Here is a 20,457-nt window from a genome sequence, read left to right as displayed (position 1 = left end):
GCTCCCCGGTTCGCCGCAGCCCGCGGGTCAGCGCCGTTCGGCCATCTGGTCGCGCATGCTGCCGCGCTGCACGGCCCGGCTGATGTCGCTCGGCGAGACGATGCCGACGAGGTGGCCGTCGGTGACCACGAGGGCCCGGCCGTCGGCGCACGCGTTGAGCCGGGGGAGCAGTTCGTTGAGCTGCTCGTCGGGCCGGGCGAGCACGAGCTGGTCCTCCCGGCACGCCACCTCGGCCAGGGTGGTGGCGTCGCGGCGTTCCGCGGGGACGCCGCGCACCCGGTCCAGCGTCACGAGGCCGACCGGCCGCCCGTCCTCGGTGAGCGGCAGCGCCGAGTGCCGGTACGCGAACAGGTAGCGGTCCACGAAGTCGGCGACCGTCAGCTCCGCCGAGGCGGTCTGCGGCTGCGGGGTCATCACGTCGGCGACGCGGACGTCGCGCAGCGCGCTGCCCATCCGGGCCTGCCGCTCCTCCATGCCGGCCGCCCCGATGAGGAACCAGCCGATCAGCGCGAGCCAGAGCCCGCCGACGCCGCGGCCAGCGATGAACTGCCACAGGCCCAGGGCGATCAGCACGGCGCCCAGCACCCAGCCCGCCCGGGCCGCCACCACCGACGCCCGGGTGCGGTCCCCCGTCGACTTCCAGACCGCCGCGCGCAGCAGCCGCCCGCCGTCCAGCGGCGCCGCCGGCAGCACGTTGAAGACGGCCAGCAGGATGTTGATGCCGGCCAGCCACGCCAGCACGCCGAGCAGCAGCCCGCGGTACCCGACCTGGGCCAGGATGATCGCGAACGCGCCGAAGACGAGCCCGATGCAGAAGCTCACGAGCGGCCCGATGCCGGCGATCCGCAGCTCGGCCCCCGGATCCTTCGCCTCGCCACGCAGTTCGGCGACCCCGCCGAAGAGCCACAGCGTGATGCCGCCGACCTCGAGGCCGTTGCGCTTGGCCACGATCGCGTGCGACACCTCGTGCGCCAGCAGGCCGAGGAAGAACACCACCGCGGCGACCAGCCCGGACAGGACGTACAGGGCGGCCGGGCGGTCGGGGTACGACCGGGGGAACTGGTTCGCCGCCAGCCCCCACGCGATCAACGCGAAGATGACCAGGACGCTCCAGTTGACCCCCACGGGTACGCCCGCGATCCGGCCGAGCCGGAAACTCGCCCTCATGGACGGGTGGTACCCCGACCGGCCGTCCCCATGCCCGCGTGACCCGGACAACGGCTTCCGGCGGCGGTCAACGTCGCGGGTTTTCGCTGGCGATGGTCTGCTCACGCGGGATGGCGGCCGCCTCCAGCGCCCAGTCCAGCGCGTAGTCGGCGACCTCCTCCCAGCCGTCCTGCCCCACCGTGAAGTGGGACCGGCCGGGAAACGGGTGGAACGCGGTCAGCGCCCGGGACTTGGTGTAGAGCGCCGCGTTGCTGCGGACCACGCCGGGCGGCACCACGTGGTCGGCGCCCCCGGCGATGAGGAGCAGCGGCGCCCGGTCGTCGCGACGGGTGTCCACCTCCGCCGCCGAGTGCGGGTCGAGGTTGGCGAACGCGGCCTCGAAGAGCACGCGCCCGGCGCCGGGGACGGCGTACCGCTCCCAGGCGCGGTCGGAGTCGGCCCGGCTCAGGGTGTTGCCGAACGCGTAGTGGAAGTCGTCCTGGGTGAACGGCACGGCCTTGTTCCGGTTGGCCGGGTTGCGCAGGATCGAGAACCCGGAGCGCAGGGTGCTGAGCGGAAGCTTGGCCACGCCCTTGATGGGCGCGGGGTGGATGGCCACCGCCGCGGCGCCGAGCCCCTGGCCCACCAGGACCTGGGTGATGAGGCCGCCGAAGGAGTGACCCATGATGATGGGCGGTCGCATGAGCCCGCGGACGGCCTGGGAGTAGTGGTTGACGATGCGGCCGAGCCGTTGCCGGGCGATCGGGGTGGGGTCGTCGCGCAGTTGCTCGACCTCGCGGTCCATGCCGGGCCAGGCGGGGGCCAGGACCCGCAGCCCGCGCGCGGCGTACCGGTCGACCCACCTCTCCCAGCTGCGCGGCGTCATCCAGAGCCCGTGGATCAGGACGACCGTGTCGACGTCTCCCTGCGGCGCGCTGCTCATGAGCGTCCCTTCCCGGTGTCACGGCGTGCGGACCCGGCGGTTACCCGGCTGGCGGGGCCGGAATCCTGCGGGACCGGACGCGCCGGCGACCGGTGGGGCGGTCAGCCAGGGTCGGCGTAGCGCGCGACGCCCGCCACGAGCAGCTCCAGGCCGAACGCGAACCGCTCGTCGCCGCCGCCGGCCATCAGCTCGTCGAGGTGCGCCCGGGTGTGCGGGAAGCGCTCCGCTGGCAGGCTGAGGTAGTAGTCGCGCACCTGCGTGAGCATGTCGGCCCAGTAGCCCTCCATGTCCTTGCCGGAGGCGCGGACCTTCTCGCCGAAGAGCGCCCCCTCGTACGCGTCGCCGGCGATGTAGAGGAAGAGCCGGTCGAGGAACCAGGCCGCCGGCTGGGCTGGCACCCCGCCGGCCAGCAGGATGGCCAGCATCCCCTCGGTCACGCGCAGCGCGTTGGGCCCGGTCGGGATGGTGGCCAGCGAGGCCAGCGCCAGGTTGGTGTGGGTGGCGTAGGCCCGGTACGCCTGCCAGGCGATGTCCTTGATCTGCTCGGCCCAGCGCTCCGGCTCCGGCTCGGGGACAGTGATGGCCGCGCTCACCCTGTCCAGCAGCAGCTCCAGCAGCTCCTCCTTGCCGGAGACGTGCGCGTAGAGCGAGGCCGGCCCGGTGCCCAGCTCCTGGGCGACCCGCCGCATGCTCAGCCCGCCGAGACCCTCGCGGCCGAGTACGGCCAGCGCCGCGTCCACGACGGCCTGCCGGCTGAGGGGCCGGCCGGTGCGGCGGCCCCGGGCGGGCGTACGCCAGGGCGGGTCGGGCAGTTCGCTCACGGGTGACCTCCGAGTCGGGACGAGACGAATCCTACTTGTCGACGAACGGCGTTCGTTGTAGAACAGTGTTCGTTAAGCGAACGCCGTTCGAGTCGAACCGAAGGAGCATCGATGTCCCAGGCCACCGTGGGGGAGGCGGGCGCCACCCGCGCCACCCCCGATCCCCGGCCCTACCGCTGGCGCTGGCTCGCCCTCGCCGTCATCCTCGCCGCGGAGGTCATGGACCTCCTCGACGTGCTCGTCACCAACCTCGCCGGCCCGGCGATCCGCACCGACCTGGGTGGGTCGGAGAGCCTCATCCAGTGGCTCGGCGCGGGCTACACCCTCGCGATGGCCGTCGGCCTCGTGACCGGCGGCCGCCTCGGCGACCTCTACGGCCGGCGCCGGATGTTCCTCGTCGGGGTGCTCGGCTTCACGGCCGCCTCGGCGCTGTGCGCCCTCTCCGTGTCCCCGGAGATGCTTGTCGCGTCCCGCGTGGCGCAGGGGCTCTTCGGCGCCGTGCTCCTGCCGCAGGGCCTCGGGATCATCAAGGAGGTCTTCCCGCCGAAAGAGATGGCGGCCGCCTTCGGCGCCTTCGGCCCGGTCATGGGGATCTCCGCGGTCGGCGGCCCGATCCTCGCGGGCTGGCTGGTCGGCGCCGACATCGCCGGCACCGGCTGGCGCGCCATCTTCCTGATCAACCTGCCGCTCGGCCTGCTCGCCGCCGTCGGCGCGTTGCGTTTCCTGCCGCAGTCCCGGCCGACTCCCTCGTCCCGGCTCGACCTGCCCGGCGTCGGGTTGGTCGCGCTCGGCGCGGTGCTGCTGGTCTACCCGCTGGTCCAGGGGCGTGAGCGCGGCTGGCCGGGCTGGATGTTCGCCATGCTCGCCGCCGCGGTCGCCGTCTTCGCGGTCTTCGCCCGCTACGAGGTGAGCCGTCAGCGCGCCGGGCGGGACCCGCTCGTCCTGCCGACGCTGTTCCGCCGCCGGGCGTTCACCGGCGGCCTCGTGGCGGGGCTCGCGTTCTTCACCGCGCTCACCGGGTTCTCCCTGGTGTTCAGCCTCTATCTCCAACTCGGCCTCGGCTACTCGCCGCTGCGGGCCGGCCTGGCCGGCGTACCCCAGGCACTCGGCATGGTGGCCGCCTTCGTGATCGCGGGCGCGGGCCTGGCCAGCCGGTTCGGTCGTACGCTCATCCACGCCGGCCTCGTCGTGGTGCTGGCCGGCGTCGGCGGAATGCTGCTCACCCTGCGGCTGGCCGGTCCCGAGGTCACCGCGTGGCGGCTGGCGCCGGCGCTGCTGGTGGTCGGGTTCGGGATGGGGCTCGTGATGGCCCCGTTCTTCGACATCGTGCTCTCCGGTGTCGAGCCGGCCGAGACCGGCTCGGCCTCCGGAACCCTGACCGCCGTGCAGCAGCTCGGCGGCGCGCTCGGTGTGGCGGTGCTCGGCACGGTCTTCTTCGGCCAGCTCACCGGAGACGGCGCCGGCGCCGCCGTCCGCGCCACGCTGTGGGTCGAGGCGGCGCTGCTCGCGGTCACCGTCGCCGCCGCGTTCCTGCTGCCCCGGCACGCCCGGGAGGGCGAGCCGGGACACTGAGGACCGTCGAGGGGGCGGCCCGCCGGGGCCGCCCCCTGACAAATGTCATGCCCGGATCATGACGGGCGCTCCGGGTACGCGGCCCGCGCCGGCCGGAGCATTTCCCTCATGACCAGTACGCACCCGGCCGTCGAGCTGACCGGCCTCACCAAGACCTTCGGCGCCGTGACGGCGGTCGACGGGCTGAGCCTGCGGGTGGAGCCCGGCGAGGTCGTCGCGTTCCTCGGCCCGAACGGTGCCGGCAAGACCACCACCATCGACATGCTGCTCGGCCTGGCCCGCCCCGACGCGGGCTCGGCGCGGATCCTCGGCGGCGCCCCGGCGGACGCGATAGCCCGCGGCCGGGTCGCCGCGGTGCTCCAGACCGGCGGGCTTCTCAAGGACCTGACCGTCGGCGAGACGGTGCGGCTCACCGCCGCCCTCTACCGACACAGCCGTTCCGCCGACGACGTGCTGGAACGGGCCGGTATCGCCGACATCGCCGACCGGATGGTCGGCCGCTGCTCCGGCGGCCAGCAGCAGCGGCTGCGCTTCGCGCTGGCCCTGCTGCCCGACCCCGACCTCATGGTGCTCGACGAGCCGACCACCGGCATGGACGTCGAGGGGCGGCGCGAGTTCTGGCAGGCGCTGCGGCGCGACGCCGGCGCCGGGCGGACCGTCATCTTCGCGACGCACTACCTCGACGAGGCCGACGCGTACGCCGACCGGATCGTGCTCGTCCGGCAGGGCCGGATCGTGGCCGACGGCACCACCGCCGAGATCAAGAACCTGGCCGCCGGCCGGCTGGTCCGGGCCACCCTTCCGGGCGCCGACCAGGCCGCGCTCGCCGCGCTGCCCGGCGTCGACGCCGTGGAGGTGCGCGGCGACACGGTCCTCGTGACCACCGCCGACTCCGACCGGGTCGCCCGGCACCTGCTCACCCGGACCGAGGCCCGGGACGTCGAGATCACCTCCCGGAACCTCGAGGACGCCTTCCTCGCCCTCACCACCGACCAGACCGGAGCCGTACGATGACGACCGCCCTGCCGACCACCGCCACCGCCGACCGTGCCGGTTCCGACCAGCGGAGGCCGCCCGCCCTGGGCGGGTTCTCGCCGGCCGTGCTCCGTTTCGAGCTGCGCCGGGTGCTCCGAAACCGCCGGACCCTCGCGTTCACCCTGTTCATGCCGGCGGTCTTCTTCCTCATCTTCGGCCTGCCGCAGCAGGGGCAGCAGCTGCCCAACGGCAGCCAGGTGATCGCGTACGTCATGGTCAGCCTGGCCGTGTACGCCGCCATGGTCGCCACCACGAGCGCGGGAGCCGCCGTGGCGACCGAGCGGGCGCTCGGCTGGAGCCGTCAGTTGCGGCTCACCCCGCTGCGCCCGGTCGCGTACGTCGCCGTCAAGGTCCTCACCGCGATGGTGCTCGGCTTCGTGGCGGTGTGCGTCGAGTACGGAGTCGGCGCGGCGGCCGGCGTGCGGATGCCCGCCGACGTCTGGCTGCTGACCGGCCTCGGCGCCTGGCTCGGCTCGCTGGTCTTCGCCGCGTTCGGCCTCTTCGTGGGCTACCTGTTCCCGGCCGAGAACGTCATGCAGTTCATCGGCCCGATCCTGGCCGTGTTCGCCATGTTCGGCGGGCTGTTCGTCCCCATCGAGGTGCTGCCGGACGTCCTCGCCGACGTGGCCCGCTTCACCCCGGTGTACGGCGTCGGCGAGCTGGCCCGCGCCCCGCTGACCGGCGACGGTGTGAGCATGGGGGCGCTGGTCAACCTCGTCGTCTGGACGGTCGTCTTCGCGGTCGGCGCGACCCGGCTGTTCCGCCGGGACACCGCCCGGGTCTGAGCGGGGACCGGCCGCTAGCGTGGACGCGATGGACGTGGCGATGGGAGAGCTCCAGCCGCAGGGCCGCAAGTGGCGGCTGACCGGCTGGTTGCTTGCCGCGGTGTGGCTCTTCTTCCTCAACGTGGCGCTCGAGACGGCACTGAACCAGGCCGAGCCGTGGCGCCGGTGGCTCGGTGTGGGGGCGCTGGTCGCCTTCGGTGTGGCGTACGTGCTGCTGTTCGAGTGGGCCCGGACGTGCCGGCAGGCGACCCGCCCGATCCCGCGCGGACGGTCCGTCGTCGCCCTGCTGGGCCTGTTCGCGCTCGGCCTGCTCAGCAGCTTCGGCACCGGCGCGGACTGGATGACCACGCTGGTCTTCGTGGCCACGGCCGCGGTGTTCCTGCTTCCCGGCTCGTGGGCGCTGCTCGTCGTGGCGCTCGCCGCGGCGACGCCGCTGCTGGCGGGATACCTGGTGCCGGGCTGGACGGGGGAGACCACCGTCTTCTTCGCGGTGCTGCTCGCCTCGTTCGCCATGTTCGGGGTCGCCGCGCTGGCGCAGCGCAACGGCGAGCTCCGGGCCGCGCAGCAGGAGATCGGCCGCCTGGCGGTCGCCGAGGAACGGGCCCGGACGGCGCGCGACCTGCACGACATCCTCGGCCACTCGCTCACGGTGGTGGCGATCAAGGCCGAGCTGGCCGGCCGCCTCGTCGAGGTGGACCCGTCCCGGGCGGCCGCGGAGATCGCCGAGGTGGAGCAGCTCGCCCGGGCGGCGCTGGCCGACGTGCGGCGCACCGTCGGGGCGTACCGCGGGGTGCGGCTTGCCGAGGAGCTGGCGGGCGCCCGCTCCGCGCTGACCGCGGCGGGCATCGCGGTCGACCTGCCGGTCGACCTGCCCGAGCTGCCGGCCGAGCGGGACCAGCTGTTCGGGTGGACGGTACGGGAGGGGGTGACGAACGTGGTCCGGCACAGCGGGGCGCACCACTGCACGATCCGGGTCACCCCCGAGGCGGTGGAGATCAGTGACGACGGCCGGGGGCCCGCCCCGGACACGGCCGCCGCCGGGCACGGGCTGGTGGGCCTGCGCGAACGGGCGCAACGGCTCGACGCGGCGGTGGTGGTCGGCGGCCGCCCGCGGGGACGCGGGTTCGTGCTCCGGGTCGCCCTGCCGCCGGGCGGCGCCCGGTGACCGGGTCGATCAAGCTGCTGCTCGCCGACGACCAGGCGCTGGTCCGGGGCGCGCTGGCCGCGCTGCTGTCGCTCGAACCCGACCTCACCGTGGTGGCCGAGGTCGGGCGGGGCGACGAGGTGGTGCCCGAGGCGCGGCGCACCGGCCCCGACGTGGCCCTGCTCGACGTGGAGATGCCCGGGCTGGACGGCATCGCGGCCACGGCGGCCCTGCGCGCGGCCCTGCCCTCCTGCCGGGTGCTCGTGGTGACCACGTTCGGCCGGCCGGGTTACCTGCGCCGGGCCATGGAGGCCGGCGCGAACGGCTTCGTGGTGAAGGACACGCCGGCCCGGCAGTTGGCCGAGGCCGTTCGCCGCGTGCACGCCGGCCTGCGGGTGGTCGACCCGACGCTGGCGGCGGAGACCCTCGCCACCGGCGCGAGCCCGCTGACCGAGCGGGAGACCGAGGTGCTGCGCGCGGCGCGGGACGGCGGCACCGTCGCGGACCTGGCCGCCGCGCTGCACCTGTCCGAGGGGACCGTGCGCAACCACCTGTCGGCGGCCATCGGCAAGACGGGTGCCCGCAACCGGGCCGCCGCCGTCCGGATCGCCGAGCAGAACGGCTGGCTGCTCGGCGACTGAGCGCCGGGAGGCTCAGGCCGTCGGGGGCGGCGTGGGCAGTTCCTCGACCACCACGACGCTGCTGCCGGGCCGCACCTCGGCGAGCAGTTCCCGCTGGCCGCTGCGGGTGACCCGGATGCAGCCGTTGGTGGTGTTCTCGCCCAGCTCGCCGTCGTGGTACCAGGTGTGCAGGCCGATGTGGGCGCCGCGCAGGCCGGCCGGCACCGAGTCGGGGTCGTCCGGCACCGAGCCGAGGGCGTAGATGTCCACACCGCCGTACACGTCCTGCGGTGGCGGGGTGCGCCCGAGGACGAACGTGCGGCCCAGCGGCGTCTCCTGCCCACGCTGGCCGAGGCTGACCTCCCAGGTGCGAACCGCCCGGCCGGCGCGGTACCAGGTGAGCCGGTGCTTGCGGCGCTCGACCACGATCTGGTCGCGCAGCGGGACGGTCGTGAAGCCGCCGGGCGGGAGCCAGGCGAGCTTGCGGTTCGCCGAGGGGACGAGCACGGCCGTCCAGCCGGCCCGGCGGTCGGCGATCGGCATGGTGACCTCGACCTCGCTGATGGTGGGAGCGAGGAAGGCGACCGGCCGCCCGCCCGGCGCGTCGTACGCGGCGATCTTCCGGGTGGGGTGCAGGCCCTCGGTGAGCGGCGTGGTGTCCAGGGCGGCCGGGTCGTCGGGGAAGCCGTCCGGCGCGGGGTCGTAGGTGATCACCGGCAGTCCGGCCGGCGCCGGCGCCGCGGGCGGCATGGACTCCTCGGGGACCTGCTCGACGTTGGCCGGCGCGGATGGTGTGGAGGTGGTCGGCGCGGCCTGGCGGGCCGTCGGGTCCGTCTCCGGGGTGAGCGCCAGGCCGGTGAGCAGCGCGGTCACGAGCAGGACCGGTACGCCGACAGCGGCGGCGAGCCAGCCGCGACGGGCGCGGGAAGTCAATCGGTCAAACGGCACGAAAACACTGTAAGCCCGATACCTCGCTACCGACCTCCATCACCCCAAAAACCTCACCAGCAACGTCCTGATCAACCGCTCCCCCGGCCGTCGCGGGAGCTGCCCCGCCGAACCAGACCACCCGCCTTGCTCTGCACCCCCGGATGCACCGGTAACCACGTGTCACCGTGCCGCACGACGACGCCGACGGTGCGTTTCGCGTTTCCGCAGGTCCGCGAGGTGGTGCATCGGTGGGTGCAGAGCAAAGCGTCCACAGGAGACCTGGCCAGCCTCGCCGACGGTGACCGTCAGTCACACACATTCGCAGGCAGAGATCGACTCGCGGTGCTCACCGGCGGCGTCCACCGGGATCGACTCCGGATCGCCGATGTGGCGGGGTCACCGCGCCGGTGACCCCGCCAGATCGGCGATGTGGTGTGGATCAAGCGGGCTGCCGGGCGCGGGGACGCGCTGTCAGACGCGGGCGCCCACGTGGATGGCCACCGCGTCGTGGGCCGGCACGTCCGCCGCGAACCAGCCGTTGCCGTCCACCGTGACGACCGGGCCGTTGCAGGCGCCGTTGGCGTACGTGCCGTGGATGACGTCGCAGTACCGGCCGGCGGGCAGACCGGTGTAGTAGGACCTCCCGGTGATCGCCTGGTCCTCGTCGTTGACCGTCAGGTAGCCCTTGCCGGCCCGGCTGAACGCGATGTGGTTGTTGCCGTTGTCGTACCAGTTCGCGACGCCGGCCCCCTCGGTCGCGTTGCGGAAGCCGACCATGTTGGCGATCACCGGCCAGCGGTGCTCGCACTCCCAGCCGGAGTAGCAGGTGGTGTTGAGCGTCCGGTTGCCGGAGTCGGAGGGCGGGCCCTGGTCGCGGTTGGTGAAGGTGTAGCTCGACATCACGGTGGGGGAGCCGTACGGCCAGGCCAGCATGAAGGCGTTGGCGAGCGCGTAGATGCCCCGGTCCCGGTAGGTCAGCACCCCGCCGTCGCGTTGGGTGTCGTGGTTGTCCACGAAGACCGCCGCCGAGCCGCCGGGCAGGTATCCCCAGCTCTCGCCGAAGGTACGCAGGTAGGAGAGCTTCTCGGACCGGAAGACCCGGGCCAGGTCCTTGCCGTAGCGGAACTCGTGCACGTCGCCGTTGCCCGTGTACTCGCCGGGCTGGATCGGCTCGCCCGCACCGTGGATGACCTCCTGCACGAGGTACGCCGGTCGGGGCGCAAGCGGTCGCTACACGCGCCACGGCGTCCCGCGGTTCGATCCGGAGAGAAATTTCTCCGAGCCCCGGTGATCCGCCCACCCCGCAGGTCCGTACTCGGGAGGGGAGTGGAGCCGGCCGGCGGTACGCCGCCACTGGACGATCGAGGAGCAGATGGCCCGGGTCAAGCAGAACCAGAAGCCGACGGCCGTCCGGACCAGCGCCAGCAGCCGCGGCGTACGCGCCCCGTCCGGGTCCGCGGCGGCCGTGCTGGTGTTCTCCACGCTGGCGGCGCTGTGGGCGGCCGTCATGCTCACCGGCGTCGGGCAGCGGGCGTATGCGTACGGCTTCTTCTTCACCGAGTTCTTCGCCGGGGTGGTGACCCTCGTGGCGCTGAGCCTCACCGTGATGCTCGGCCTGCTCGCCACCGACCGGCTCGTGCTGCTGATCCGCCACCGCGTGCTCGTGCAGTCCGCGCACCGGGCCACCGGCGTCCTCGGCGTCGCCGGGCTCGGCTTCCACGTCCTCACCAAGGTGGCCACCGGGCGGGCCGCGCCCACCGACGCCGCGGTCCCGTTCGTCTCCGGCCGCGGACTCTACGTCGGGCTCGGCACGGTGGCCGCGCTGCTCATGGTGAGCGTCCTCTGGACCGGCGTGGTCCGTGCCCGGTTCGCGGGCGTCGGTCCGAAGTGGCTGTGGCGGTCACTGCACTCCCTGGCGTACGTCTCGTGGCCGTTCGCCCTGGTACACGGGCTCAACGCCGGTCGTGCGGCCAGCTCGTGGGTGGTGCTGAGCTACCTGGCGTGCGTCCTGCTCGTGGTGCTCGCCCTGCTGGTGCGCCTCTCGGTCACCGTGGGCCGGCGCAGCCGCGAGCAGCACCAGGCCGCGGCCATGAACAAGGCCCTCGCCGGGCGGCCGGCCGAGGACCTGCGGGGCCGGACGGTGCTGGCCGGGCTGGGCCGCCGTGCCGAGGCGAAGCGGGCCGCCCAGGCCGCCCGGGAGCGCCGCGAGGCCGAGTGGGCGCAGACCACCGCGGAGTTCTCCGTGCCGGCCGGCGGCCGGCGGCGCGACCCGGACCGGTTCACCGTTCCCGTGGTGCCGGAACCCGGCACCCTGCGCGAGTCCGCGCGGCCCGCGCGGCGGCGTCGCGACGGGGAGGCGGTGCGGTCCACGGCCACCCGCCGGCGGGACCGGGAGCGGGAGTCGGCCGCGACCCGGTACCGGGACGAGGAGCGCGAGTCGGCCGCGACCCGGTACCGGGAGGAGGAGCGCGAGTCGGTGGCGCGCCGGTCGCGGCGCCGCGCGGAGGAGCCGGAGCGGGCCCGCCGCGCCGGACGACGCGACCGGTCCGAGACGCCGGTGCCCGCCGGGCGTCGCCGCCGTGCCGACGAGGTGGACGCCGGTGGGCGCTACCCGGTGCCGTCCCTTCGGGTCGACGAGCCGGAGGAGCCGTGGACCAGCCCGCGCCGCTGGAAGACCGCCGACCCGGTCTCCGCCGGGCCCATCTCCGCGGGACCGATCTCCGCGGGGCCCATCTCCGCGGGGCCCATCTCGGCGACGCCGAGCAGCGGTGGCCGGCACGGCGTCGAGGAGGACGTGCCCGAGGAGCCGGAGTACTGGCGCCCGCCGGCCCGGTACCTGCCCGACGAGGCGCCGCCCGCCGACGACACCCCGACGCTCGTCGACCTGGCGTCCCGGCGGGCCCGGAAGGCGGCCGGCGAGGGCCGGTCCGGCCGGCGCCGGCGGGCCAACGCCGACGCGGTGGACGAGGCGTACTGGGCCGGGCTGCGGGGTGAGGCGAAGTGACGCGGACGAGCGTGCCGCCGGTGGCCTGCGTCGGTGAGCCCCGGCTGACCGCCGGCTTCGCCGAGTTCGGCCGGCTCGACCTCGCGGCGCACGAGGAGGTGCACGGCCCCGTCCGGCCCATGGAGCCCGCGAGCCTGCTCCGGCTCGCCGAGGGAATGCAGCTCAAGGGCAAGGGCGGGGCGGGCTTCCCGTTCGCCCGCAAGGTGCGCGCCGTGCTCGAGTCGTGCGAACGGCAGGACCTGGGCGCCGTGGTGGTGGTCAACGCCACCGAGGGCGAGCCGGCGAGCTGGAAGGACAAGGTGCTGCTCACCCGGGCCCCGCACCTGGTCCTCGACGGCGCGGCGCTGGCCGCGTACGCCCTCGACGCCGAGGAGATCGTGCTCGGTGTCGCCGACGACGGGGTGGGCCGCGACTCGCTCATGGAGGCGCTCGCGGAGCGCCGGATGCCGGTGCCGACGAGCGTCGTCACGGTCCCGCACCGGTTCATCTCCGGCGAGGGCGGGGCGCTGGTCAACGGGATCAACGGGCTGCCGCACATCCCGCCGGGAACGAAGAAGCGGTCCAGTGACTCCGGGGTGAACGGTCTGCCCACCCTGCTGTCCAACGCCGAGACGTACGCCCAGCTCGCCGTGGCCGCCCGGCTCGGCCCGTACGAGTACGCGGCGCTCGGCACCGACGACGAGCCGGGCACCGTGCTGCTCACCGTCACCGGCGCGGCCGCCCGGCCCGCGGTGGTCGAGTGCGCGGCCGGCACCCCGCTGCGGGACATCCTCGACCTCTGCGAGGTGCCCGACGGCCCGGGCATCCTGACCGGTGGTTACCACGGAAAGTGGATCACGGCGGAGGCCGCGGACCGCGCCGAGATCTCCCGCACGGGGCTCGCCGCGGTCGGCGGCACCCTCGGCGCGGGCATCCTCGTCCCGCTCGGCGCCGACACCTGTCCGCTCGGCGAGGCCGCGCAGGTGGTGCGCTACCTGGCCGGCGAGTCCGCGGGCCAGTGCGGGCCCTGCCGGATGGGCCTGCCCGACCTGGCCCGGGCCGTCGACCTCGCCGTCGCCGGCAGCCAACCCGCCGACGTCGTCCGGGCCGCCGCCGGTGAGGTCAAGGGCCGGGGCGCGTGCAGCCACCCCGACGGCACCGCACGATTCGCGCTGTCCGCGATCGAGGTCTTCGCCGAGGACCTGCGCCTGCACTCCACGGGAGAGGGGTGCGGCCGGCGGGTGAAGGGCGTGTTGGGGCTGCCCGGTGCGCCCGACCCCAACCCGCAGCGGCTCACCCTCGACTGGTCCCGCTGCGACGGTCACGGGCTCTGCGCGCACGTGGTGCCCGACTTCATCCGGCTCGACGCCAACGGCTACCCGGCCTTCCCGCCGACCCCTGTCCCCACCTGGCTGCGGGCGGGGGCGCTCAAGGCGGTCAAGGTCTGCCCCGAGCTGGCGCTGCGTCTCGCGAAGGCCGAGTAGCGGCGCCCGGCCCGACGCGGCGATCATGCAGTTGTGGTGCCGGATGAAAGGTGCGAGTCGGCACCTGTCGGGCACCACAACTGCATGATCGACAGCGGAAAGGGGGGGCGTCAGGAAGCCGGGGTGAGGCGGTCGGTGCCCAGCCGGTCGCGCAGCACCTCGGGCACCAGCACCGACCCGTCGGCCTGCTGGAACTGTTCGAGGATCGCCGGGAAGAGCCGGCTCGTGGCCAGCGCCGACCCGTTGAGCGTGTGCACGAAGCGGGTCTGCTTGCCGCCCGGCTCCCGGTAGCGGATGGCGGCCCGGCGCGCCTGGTAGTCGCCGCCCCAGGAGACCGACGACACCTCCTTGTACTTGCCGGTGCTCGGCATCCAGACCTCGACGTCGAGGGTCTTGCGCATGGCGGCACTCGCGTCGCCGGCCGCCAGCAGACTCGTCTGGAAGTGCAGGCCCAGCTTGCCGACCAGGCCCTCCACGTGGCCGACCATCGACTCCAGCGCGGCGTCCGCCTGCTCGGGCAGGGTGAACTGGAAGATCTCCACCTTGTTGAACTGGTGGCCGCGCACGGTGCCGCGCTCGTCCGAGTGCGAGCCGGCCGCCTCGCGGCGGTAGCACGGCGTGTAGGCGAACGCCTTCAGCGGCAGCTTGCCCGCGTCGAGGATCTCGTCCTGGTACGCCCCGAGGATCGCCGTCTCGGCCGTGGGCAGCAGGAACTGCCCGCGCGGCGCGGACTGCCGGTCGAGGTGGTAGACGTCGTCGTAGAACTTGGGGAACTGCCCGGCGGCGAAGCCGGCGGTGTCCAGCAGCAGGTGCGGCGGCAGCAGGAACTCGTAGCCGGCCGCGATGTTCTGGTCGATGAGCCAGTTGAGCAGCGCCCACTCCAGCCGGGCGCCCACACCCGTGTACATCCAGAAGCCGGAGCCGCCGAGCTTGACGCCCCGCTCGTGGTCGACCAGGCCGAGCGCCCGGCTCAGCTCCACGTGGTCGCGTACCTTTTCGATCGCCGGTGGCTCGCCGAACGTGCGGACCACCCGGTTGGCCTCCTTGCCGCCGGACACCACGTCGTCGGCGGGGAGGTTGGGCAATTCGCTCATGGCGGTGCGCAGCCGGGCCTGCACCTCGTCCAGCTCGGACTCGAGCTGGGCGAGCTGCTTGCGCTCGGCGTCCGTGCCGGCCGGCGGCTCGACGCCGGCCCGCTTCGCCTCCGCGTACGCCCGGGCCTCCGCCTTGCGGCGCTGCCGCTCGGCGTCGATCTCGCTGATCAGGGCGCGGCGCTCCTGGTCGAGCCGCTGGATGTCGTCCAGCGCCCGGTTGACCTCGGCGGGATCCAGACGCTTCGCCAGCGCGGTCGCCACCGCCTCGCGATCCTTCCGGATCAACTCCATGTCGAGCATGCTGCTCCGTACGCCTCCGTTGCGAGCCTCGGGTGATCCCCCGAATGCTACCGTCGCGCCCTGCCGGGGATTCGGCCGGTCACAGCCGGATCGGCATGAGGATCGAGAAGGCGTCCTCGTCGTCGGCGCGGCGTACGGCCAGCGGGGCGATCGGCCCGTCCAGCTCCAGGACGAGCTGCGGCCCGCCGGCCGCGTCCAGCGCGTCGAGCAGGTAGCCGCCGTTCACCCCTACCCGCAGGTCGTCGGGGCCGGCCGGTTCGTCGGGGCCCACCAGCCGCACCGTGCCCCGGTCGTCGACGCCGAGGACGGTGACCGCGACGGGCACCCCGTCGTGCTCGCGGGCGACCGTGGGCGCGTCGGGGCGGCGCAGCGCGGCGGACAGCGCGGCCGCGTCGACGGGCACCCGGTGGGCCGGCGGGTCGCCGGTGGCCGCCCGCACCAGGCGGCGGTAGTCCGGGAAGTCGTACGGCATGGCGGCCGTGGTCACCGTGCGGCCCGCCACCGAGACGGCGATCGTGTCGCCCTCGACGGTCAGGTGCGCCTCGGGCGTGGTCCCGCCTGTGTCCAGCAGCGTGCGTACCTCGTCGACGAAGCCGGCCGGGGCGAGCGCCCGCGCCGGTGGGCCGTCCGCCCGGGTGGCGCCGGCCCGGGCCAGCGCGAGCCGGTAGCGGTCGGTGGCGACCAGCCGGACGCCGTCCGGCGCGACGTCGAGCAGGACGCCGGTGCTGGCGGGCAGGTCCGGGTCGGTGCCCACGGCGAAGCGGACGGCGTCGACGGCGCGGGCCAGGTCGACGGGGGACAGGACGAGACGGGTGGCCATGGCGGGCGCCTCCGGGCCGATGAGCGTACGGATCCGGGAGAGCTCGCGGCGGGCGTCGGCGAGACCGTCCTCCAGCCGGCGCAGGTGCGCGTCGAGCAGCCGGTGCACGACGGCCGGCTCGGCACGCACCGCCGCGGCGATCTCCGGCACCGGCATGCCCACCCGCCGCAGCCCGGCCACGAGCCGCGCGGGAGCCACCTGCTCGTCGGTGTACCAGCGGTAGCCGGTCACCGGGTCGACGAGGGCCGGCACGAGCACACCGGCCGAGTCGTAGAACCGCAGGGCGCTGACCGTGAGGCCGCTGGCCCGGGCCAGCTCGCCGATGCTGCGCAGTCCGCTCTCCACGCCTTCGATCCTGACGCCTCGACCTGGTCGAGGGTCAACCGCGGTCCAGTACGCGGAAGGTGATGCCCGCGCGGTCGAGGCGGGCGAGCAGCGCCTCGCCCATGGCGCTGACCGGGGTGAGCTGGCCGGCCGCCGGGGGCAGGTCGTCCAGGGCCAGGCAGAGCGCCGACTCGGCGAGCATCTTGGCGGTCTCGTCGTAGCCGGGATCGCCGCCGGTCACCTCGACGCGTACCCGCCGGCCGCCGCCCGCGCCCACGAACCGGATCCGGAACCACGACCGGGCGCGCTGCTCGGCCGACGGTCCCTGGCCGGAGGAGAGCCGGCCGAGCAGCCACCGGCGCGTGGGAGCCAGCTTCATGAGGCCGGTCACGGCCCCGAGCCCGGCCACGCCGGCCACCACGGTGGGCAGCCGTTTCACCGCCGCGAAGTGCCGGTAGCGGAAGTCCGGGCCGTACTCGGGGCAGGCCACGGCCGAGCGGCGGATCACCTGGGGATCGATGGTGGGCAGCGGCACCGTCCACATGCCCAGCTCACCGGAGCGCGCGAGGCGTCCCGGCACGGTGCGGACCCGCCGGCCCTCCGGCCGTGGCTCGACGGCCCGCCGCTCCCGCGCCGCGCGGCTCGCGTGGGAGCCGCGGGAGAAGGCGAGGAGCGCCGAATGGTACGTGCCGGCGGAGAAGCGTCCACCGGCCCGCACGAACCCGTCCACGCTGATCGGCACGTCGGCGGGCAGCTGCCGTACGGTGAACCAGACGCCCAGGTCGTGCGGGATCGAGTCGAAGCCGCAGGAGTGCACGAGACGCGCCCCGGTGCGGGCCGCCTCGGCGTGGTGGCGCAGGTACATGAGGTCGACGAACTCGGGCTCACCCGTGATGTCCAGGTAGTCGGTGCCGGCGCGGGCGCACGCGGCCACCAGTGGCTCCCCGTGGCGGATGAACGGGCCGACCGTGCTGGCGACCACCCGCGCGCTCCCGGCCAGCGCCCGCAGCGAGTCGGGGTCGGTGGCGTCGGCGGTCACGAGCGGCAGCGTGGCGAGCGCCGGGTCGATCGCGGCGAGACGGTCGCGTGTCGCGGCGAGCCGGCCGGCGTCGCGGCCGGCCAACGCCCACCGCAGCCCGGCCGGCGCGCGCCGGGCCAGGTACTCGGCCGTGAGACCGCCGGTGAACCCGGTCGCCCCGTACAGCACCACGTCGTACGTCCGTTCGCCGGCCATCCCGCGAGTCTGCCACCCGTTCGGCGTGCCCGACGCACTATGTGACGCCGTGTCGCTTTTTCCCGGCCCGCCCGCCGACTCCGGCGGCGGTCGACACCGCGGCGGGCTCGGCCGACGGCGGGTCGCCCCGAAGGGGTGAACGGCCCCGGGCCGGGTAACCGCCCGCCGACCGGGGGGTGGAACGCGTCCGTGGGGGTGGGCCGGATGCCGGAGCAGCGAGGCGGCGCGCAGGCGGGTACGGCGCAGCGGGGGCCGAGCGGGCCGCCGCTGCTGGCGTCCCGGCTGACCCCGCCCGCGCTGCCCGAGCCGGTGGTGGCCCGGCCCCGGCTGCTACGCCGGCTCGACGCCGGCAGCGCGGGGCCGGTCACCCTGGTGAGCGCCCCCGCGGGGTGGGGCAAGACGACCCTGCTCGCCTCCTGGGCCCGGCTCGTCGGAGGGAGCGCCGGGGAGGGCGCCGAGGTACGGCCCGACGGCAGCGTCGAGGAGGTGCCCCGGCCGGCGCCGGCGTGGGTGTCGGTGGAGGTGGGCGACGACGGCGACCGGCTCTGGTCGTACCTGGCCGCCGCGCTGCGGGAGACCGCCGACCCGGACGATCCCGCAGCCGTGCCGGACCGGCCGCCCCGCCCCGACCAACTGGAGCTGCTGGCCGCCGCGCTCGCCGCCCGGGAACGGCCGGTGCTGCTGGTCCTGGACGACCTGCACCGGGTCACGGACCCGGCGGCGCTGACCGGCCTCGAATTCCTGCTCCGCCACGCCGAGCAGCGCCTGCGCCTCGTCGTCGGGGCGCGCGCCGGGCTTCCGCTCGCCGTGCACCGGCTCCGGCTGGCCGGCGAGCTGACGGAGATCGGGCCGGACGAGCTGGCCTTCACCCAGGACGAGATGGCCGACCTGCTCGCGGCGCACGGCGTCCACCTGCCCGCCGCGGCCCTGCACCGGCTGCGGGAGCGGACCGGCGGCTGGCCGGCGGCGCTCCGCTTCGCGGCGCTTGCGCTGCACCGCCAGCCGGACGCCGCCCGCTGGGTGGAACGGTTCGGTGGCGACCAGCCGGAGATCGCCGGATACCTGCACGAGGAGGTCCTCGCGGCGGTCGACCCGGCGTCCCGCGAGCTGCTGCGCCGCACCGCGCTCGCCGAGACGGTCTGCGCCGACCTGGCCGACGCGATCACCGGCCGCGGTGACTCCGAACGGGTGCTTTCCGACCTGGCCGGCGACGGCGGCGTGCTGAGCCGCGACGACAGCAGCCCGCCCTGGTACCGCTGCCATCCACTGCTCGCCGACCTGCTCCGGGCCGAGCTGAGCCGCGTGCCCGACGAGGAGCTGCGCGACCTGCACCTGCGGGCGGCCGGCTGGTACGCCGACAACGGCCGGCCGGCCGAGGGGCTCCGGCACGCGCTCGCCGCCGGCCGGTGGGACCGGGCCAGCGAGCTGTTCGTGGCGCAGTGGCCGGAGCTGGCCCCGTACGACCGGGTGGCACCGGCCGGGCCGGCGCCCGCGCCCCCGCCGCCCGAGGCCCTGCGCCGCGACCCGGAGCTGGCGCTCGCCTGCGCCGCCGAGCGGGCCTCCGTGGGCGACGCGGCGGCCGCCGCCGCACACCTGCGCGGCGCGGCGACCCACGCGAGCACGCTGCCCGCCCCGCGCCGGGACCGCTTCCTGCGGCTGGCCACCGCGCTCGAACTCACCCTGGCCCGGCTCGCCGGCGACCACGCGGAGGTACGCGCCGCGGCGGGCCGGCTCGTGCGCAGCCGGACGGCCCCGCCGGCCCGTACCGGCGAGCCGGCGGCCACCGAGCCGCTCGCGGCGTCGCCGAGCGCGGCGGGGGCGGGGCCGCGGGGCAGCGCCACGGAGGACGCCGACCTGCGCGCGTTCGCCGGCACCGCGCTCGGGCTCACGGAACTGGCCGACGGGCAACTGCCGGCGGCCCGCTTCGCCCGGGCGCTCGCCGCGGCCCGGGAGGCGGGCCGTCCCCGGACGGAGCTGGTGTGCGCCAGCCGCTCGGCGCTGCTCCAGGCGCTGCGGGGGGAGCTGCGCGCCGCCGAGGCGTCCGCCCGCGAGGCCCTCGGGATGCCGCCGTGCCACGGCTGGGCCGGCGCCGTGGACTGCGGGTACGCGTACCTGGCCCTGGCCGTGGTGGCGCTGTACCGCGACCAGCCCGACGAGGCGGCCGCGAACCTGGCGCTCGCCGCCCCCGCCACCGGCGACGGTGGGGCCGACGAGCCGGGCGGGGCCGGCGAGCCGGGCGCGGCGGGCACGACCACCGCGGCGGCGGTCGCCGCGCTCTGCCGGGCGCGCCTGGCGCAGCACCGGGGCGATCTCGCGGCCGGTCAGCGGCTGCTGGCCGAGACACGCGGCGGCATCGCCGACCGGCCGGGCGCCGCCGAACTCGCGCACTGGCTGCTGGCGGCCGAGGCCGACGTGCGCGCCGACCGGGGTGACCTCGACGGGGCACGGTCGCTGCTCGCCGGACCGGTCCGGGACCGGGAGGAGCCGGTGGCGCCGCTCGCCGTGGTGCTGGCCCGCGTCGAGCTGCGGGCCGGGGACGAGCGGGCCGCCGCCCGGACGCTCCCGGACTGGCAGGCGCCGGACGCGGACGGCTGGCCGCTGCCGCTGCGCCTGGAGGCGGGCCTGCTCGACGCGGTCCTGGCCCGCCGGGACGGCGACGAGCGCCGCGCCGGTCGCATCCTGGAGCAGGTGCTCGACCTGGCCGGCCGGGAGGGCGTCCGCCGCGTGTTCACCCGGGCGGAGCCGGCCGTACGCGACCTGCTCGCCGCCCACCTGGACACCGGCACGGCACACTGGTCGATGGTGAGCGACCTGGTCCGGGGCGCCGACGAGCCCGCGGAGCGCGGGCCCGCGGAGCCGGGACCGAAGCTGGACGAGCCGCTCACCGAGCGCGAGCTCACGATCCTGCGCTACCTCCAGAGCATCCTGTCCAACGTGGAGATCGCCAGCGAGCTGTCGCTGTCGGTCAACACCGTGAAGACCCACGTGCGCAACATCTACCGCAAGCTCGACGCGACCCGCCGCCGTGAGGCCGTACGGCGGGCCCGCGAGCTGCGCCTCATCTGAGGCGGCCGGTGCGGCCCGCGCTTGCCCCGCCGCCCCGTCCCGCCCCGCCTCCCACGAAGATCCGCACAACTTCCGAAAAGTTGTGGTCTCCGTCCGTTTCGAGGCCACTACTTCCGGGAAGTTGCGCGGATCTCGGGCGCCGTCGGGCGCCGTCGG

General features: G+C 75.3%; 16 protein-coding genes. 8 read left to right on the top strand and 8 right to left on the bottom strand.

Going from position 1 to position 20,457, the window contains the following annotated elements; genetic code table 11:
• Positions 1–27: 27 nt before the first annotated feature.
• The 3 genes from ACSNOA_RS25420 to ACSNOA_RS25410 all read right to left on the bottom strand — a co-directional run bounded on the left by ACSNOA_RS25420 (position 28) and on the right by ACSNOA_RS25410 (position 2,910).
• Positions 28–1,167, bottom strand: a complete 1,140-nt coding sequence (locus ACSNOA_RS25420) for a site-2 protease family protein (RefSeq protein WP_436662038.1) — start codon at positions 1,165–1,167, stop codon at positions 28–30.
• Positions 1,168–1,234: 67 nt separating this feature from the next.
• Positions 1,235–2,089 (bottom strand): alpha/beta hydrolase, encoded by an 855-nt coding sequence (locus ACSNOA_RS25415; RefSeq protein WP_436662037.1) that lies wholly within the window; start codon positions 2,087–2,089, stop codon positions 1,235–1,237.
• A gap of 101 nt (positions 2,090–2,190) precedes the next feature.
• The gene (locus ACSNOA_RS25410) at positions 2,191–2,910 is read right to left on the bottom strand and encodes a TetR/AcrR family transcriptional regulator (RefSeq protein WP_436662035.1); all 720 of its coding nucleotides are present in this window, start codon (positions 2,908–2,910) and stop codon (positions 2,191–2,193) included.
• A 111-nt stretch (positions 2,911–3,021) separates the two neighbouring features.
• Here ACSNOA_RS25410 and ACSNOA_RS25405 point away from each other — a divergent pair, with 111 nt between their 5' ends.
• From ACSNOA_RS25405 to ACSNOA_RS25385, 5 genes are all read left to right on the top strand, one after another.
• Entirely contained in the window at positions 3,022–4,482 is a 1,461-nt protein-coding gene (locus ACSNOA_RS25405; RefSeq protein WP_436662034.1) for an MFS transporter, read from the top strand.
• 108 nt (positions 4,483–4,590) lie between these two features.
• Positions 4,591–5,496: an ABC transporter ATP-binding protein gene (locus ACSNOA_RS25400; RefSeq protein ID WP_436662032.1), complete on the top strand. Its 906-nt coding sequence runs from the start codon at positions 4,591–4,593 to the stop codon at positions 5,494–5,496.
• Positions 5,493–6,302 (top strand): ABC transporter permease, encoded by an 810-nt coding sequence (locus tag ACSNOA_RS25395; protein ID WP_436662030.1) that lies wholly within the window; start codon positions 5,493–5,495, stop codon positions 6,300–6,302. Before ACSNOA_RS25400 ends, ACSNOA_RS25395 begins: the two co-directional genes overlap by 4 nt.
• Before the next feature lie 28 nt (positions 6,303–6,330).
• Positions 6,331–7,467, top strand: a complete 1,137-nt coding sequence (locus ACSNOA_RS25390; RefSeq protein ID WP_436662028.1) for a sensor histidine kinase — start codon at positions 6,331–6,333, stop codon at positions 7,465–7,467.
• Positions 7,464–8,087 carry a response regulator transcription factor gene (locus tag ACSNOA_RS25385; RefSeq protein WP_436662027.1) on the top strand — a complete coding sequence of 208 codons (624 nt, stop codon included), beginning with the start codon at positions 7,464–7,466 and terminating at the stop codon, positions 8,085–8,087. The genes ACSNOA_RS25390 and ACSNOA_RS25385 overlap by 4 nt, the downstream gene beginning before the upstream one ends.
• 12 nt (positions 8,088–8,099) lie before the next feature.
• On the opposite strand, the gene ACSNOA_RS25380 is transcribed toward ACSNOA_RS25385, so the two are convergent.
• Complete coding sequence (locus tag ACSNOA_RS25380; RefSeq protein ID WP_436662026.1) at positions 8,100–9,014, bottom strand: L,D-transpeptidase; 915 nt, start codon at positions 9,012–9,014, stop codon at positions 8,100–8,102.
• 453 nt (positions 9,015–9,467) lie between these two features.
• Positions 9,468–10,196: an alpha amylase C-terminal domain-containing protein gene (locus ACSNOA_RS25375; RefSeq protein ID WP_436662024.1), complete on the bottom strand. Its 729-nt coding sequence runs from the start codon at positions 10,194–10,196 to the stop codon at positions 9,468–9,470.
• Between the two features lie 172 nt (positions 10,197–10,368).
• Between ACSNOA_RS25375 and ACSNOA_RS25370 the strand changes: the two genes are divergently transcribed.
• Positions 10,369–12,000 carry a hypothetical protein gene (locus ACSNOA_RS25370; protein ID WP_436662023.1) on the top strand — a complete coding sequence of 544 codons (1,632 nt, stop codon included), beginning with the start codon at positions 10,369–10,371 and terminating at the stop codon, positions 11,998–12,000.
• The gene (locus ACSNOA_RS25365) at positions 11,997–13,463 is read left to right on the top strand and encodes an NADH-ubiquinone oxidoreductase-F iron-sulfur binding region domain-containing protein (RefSeq protein ID WP_436662021.1); all 1,467 of its coding nucleotides are present in this window, start codon (positions 11,997–11,999) and stop codon (positions 13,461–13,463) included. Before ACSNOA_RS25370 ends, ACSNOA_RS25365 begins: the two co-directional genes overlap by 4 nt.
• A gap of 110 nt (positions 13,464–13,573) precedes the next feature.
• Here the strand turns inward: ACSNOA_RS25365 and serS are convergent, their stop codons facing one another.
• The 3 genes from serS to ACSNOA_RS25350 all read right to left on the bottom strand — a co-directional run bounded on the left by serS (position 13,574) and on the right by ACSNOA_RS25350 (position 17,235).
• The gene (serS, locus tag ACSNOA_RS25360) at positions 13,574–14,857 is read right to left on the bottom strand and encodes a serine--tRNA ligase (protein WP_436662020.1); all 1,284 of its coding nucleotides are present in this window, start codon (positions 14,855–14,857) and stop codon (positions 13,574–13,576) included.
• A 79-nt stretch (positions 14,858–14,936) separates the two neighbouring features.
• The gene (locus ACSNOA_RS25355) at positions 14,937–16,010 is read right to left on the bottom strand and encodes a MerR family transcriptional regulator (protein ID WP_436662446.1); all 1,074 of its coding nucleotides are present in this window, start codon (positions 16,008–16,010) and stop codon (positions 14,937–14,939) included.
• 46 nt (positions 16,011–16,056) lie between these two features.
• The gene (locus ACSNOA_RS25350) at positions 16,057–17,235 is read right to left on the bottom strand and encodes a saccharopine dehydrogenase family protein (protein ID WP_436662019.1); all 1,179 of its coding nucleotides are present in this window, start codon (positions 17,233–17,235) and stop codon (positions 16,057–16,059) included.
• A gap of 135 nt (positions 17,236–17,370) precedes the next feature.
• Here ACSNOA_RS25350 and ACSNOA_RS25345 point away from each other — a divergent pair, with 135 nt between their 5' ends.
• Complete coding sequence (locus tag ACSNOA_RS25345) at positions 17,371–20,301, top strand: LuxR C-terminal-related transcriptional regulator (RefSeq protein ID WP_436662017.1); 2,931 nt, start codon at positions 17,371–17,373, stop codon at positions 20,299–20,301.
• Positions 20,302–20,457 lie beyond the last annotated feature (156 nt).

Source organism: Micromonospora sp. URMC 103 (assembly GCF_051386435.1).
GTDB lineage: Bacteria > Actinomycetota > Actinomycetes > Mycobacteriales > Micromonosporaceae > Micromonospora.
The sequence above is the reverse complement of the archived record's forward strand: the minus strand, read 5'-3'. Positions and strand labels throughout refer to the sequence as shown.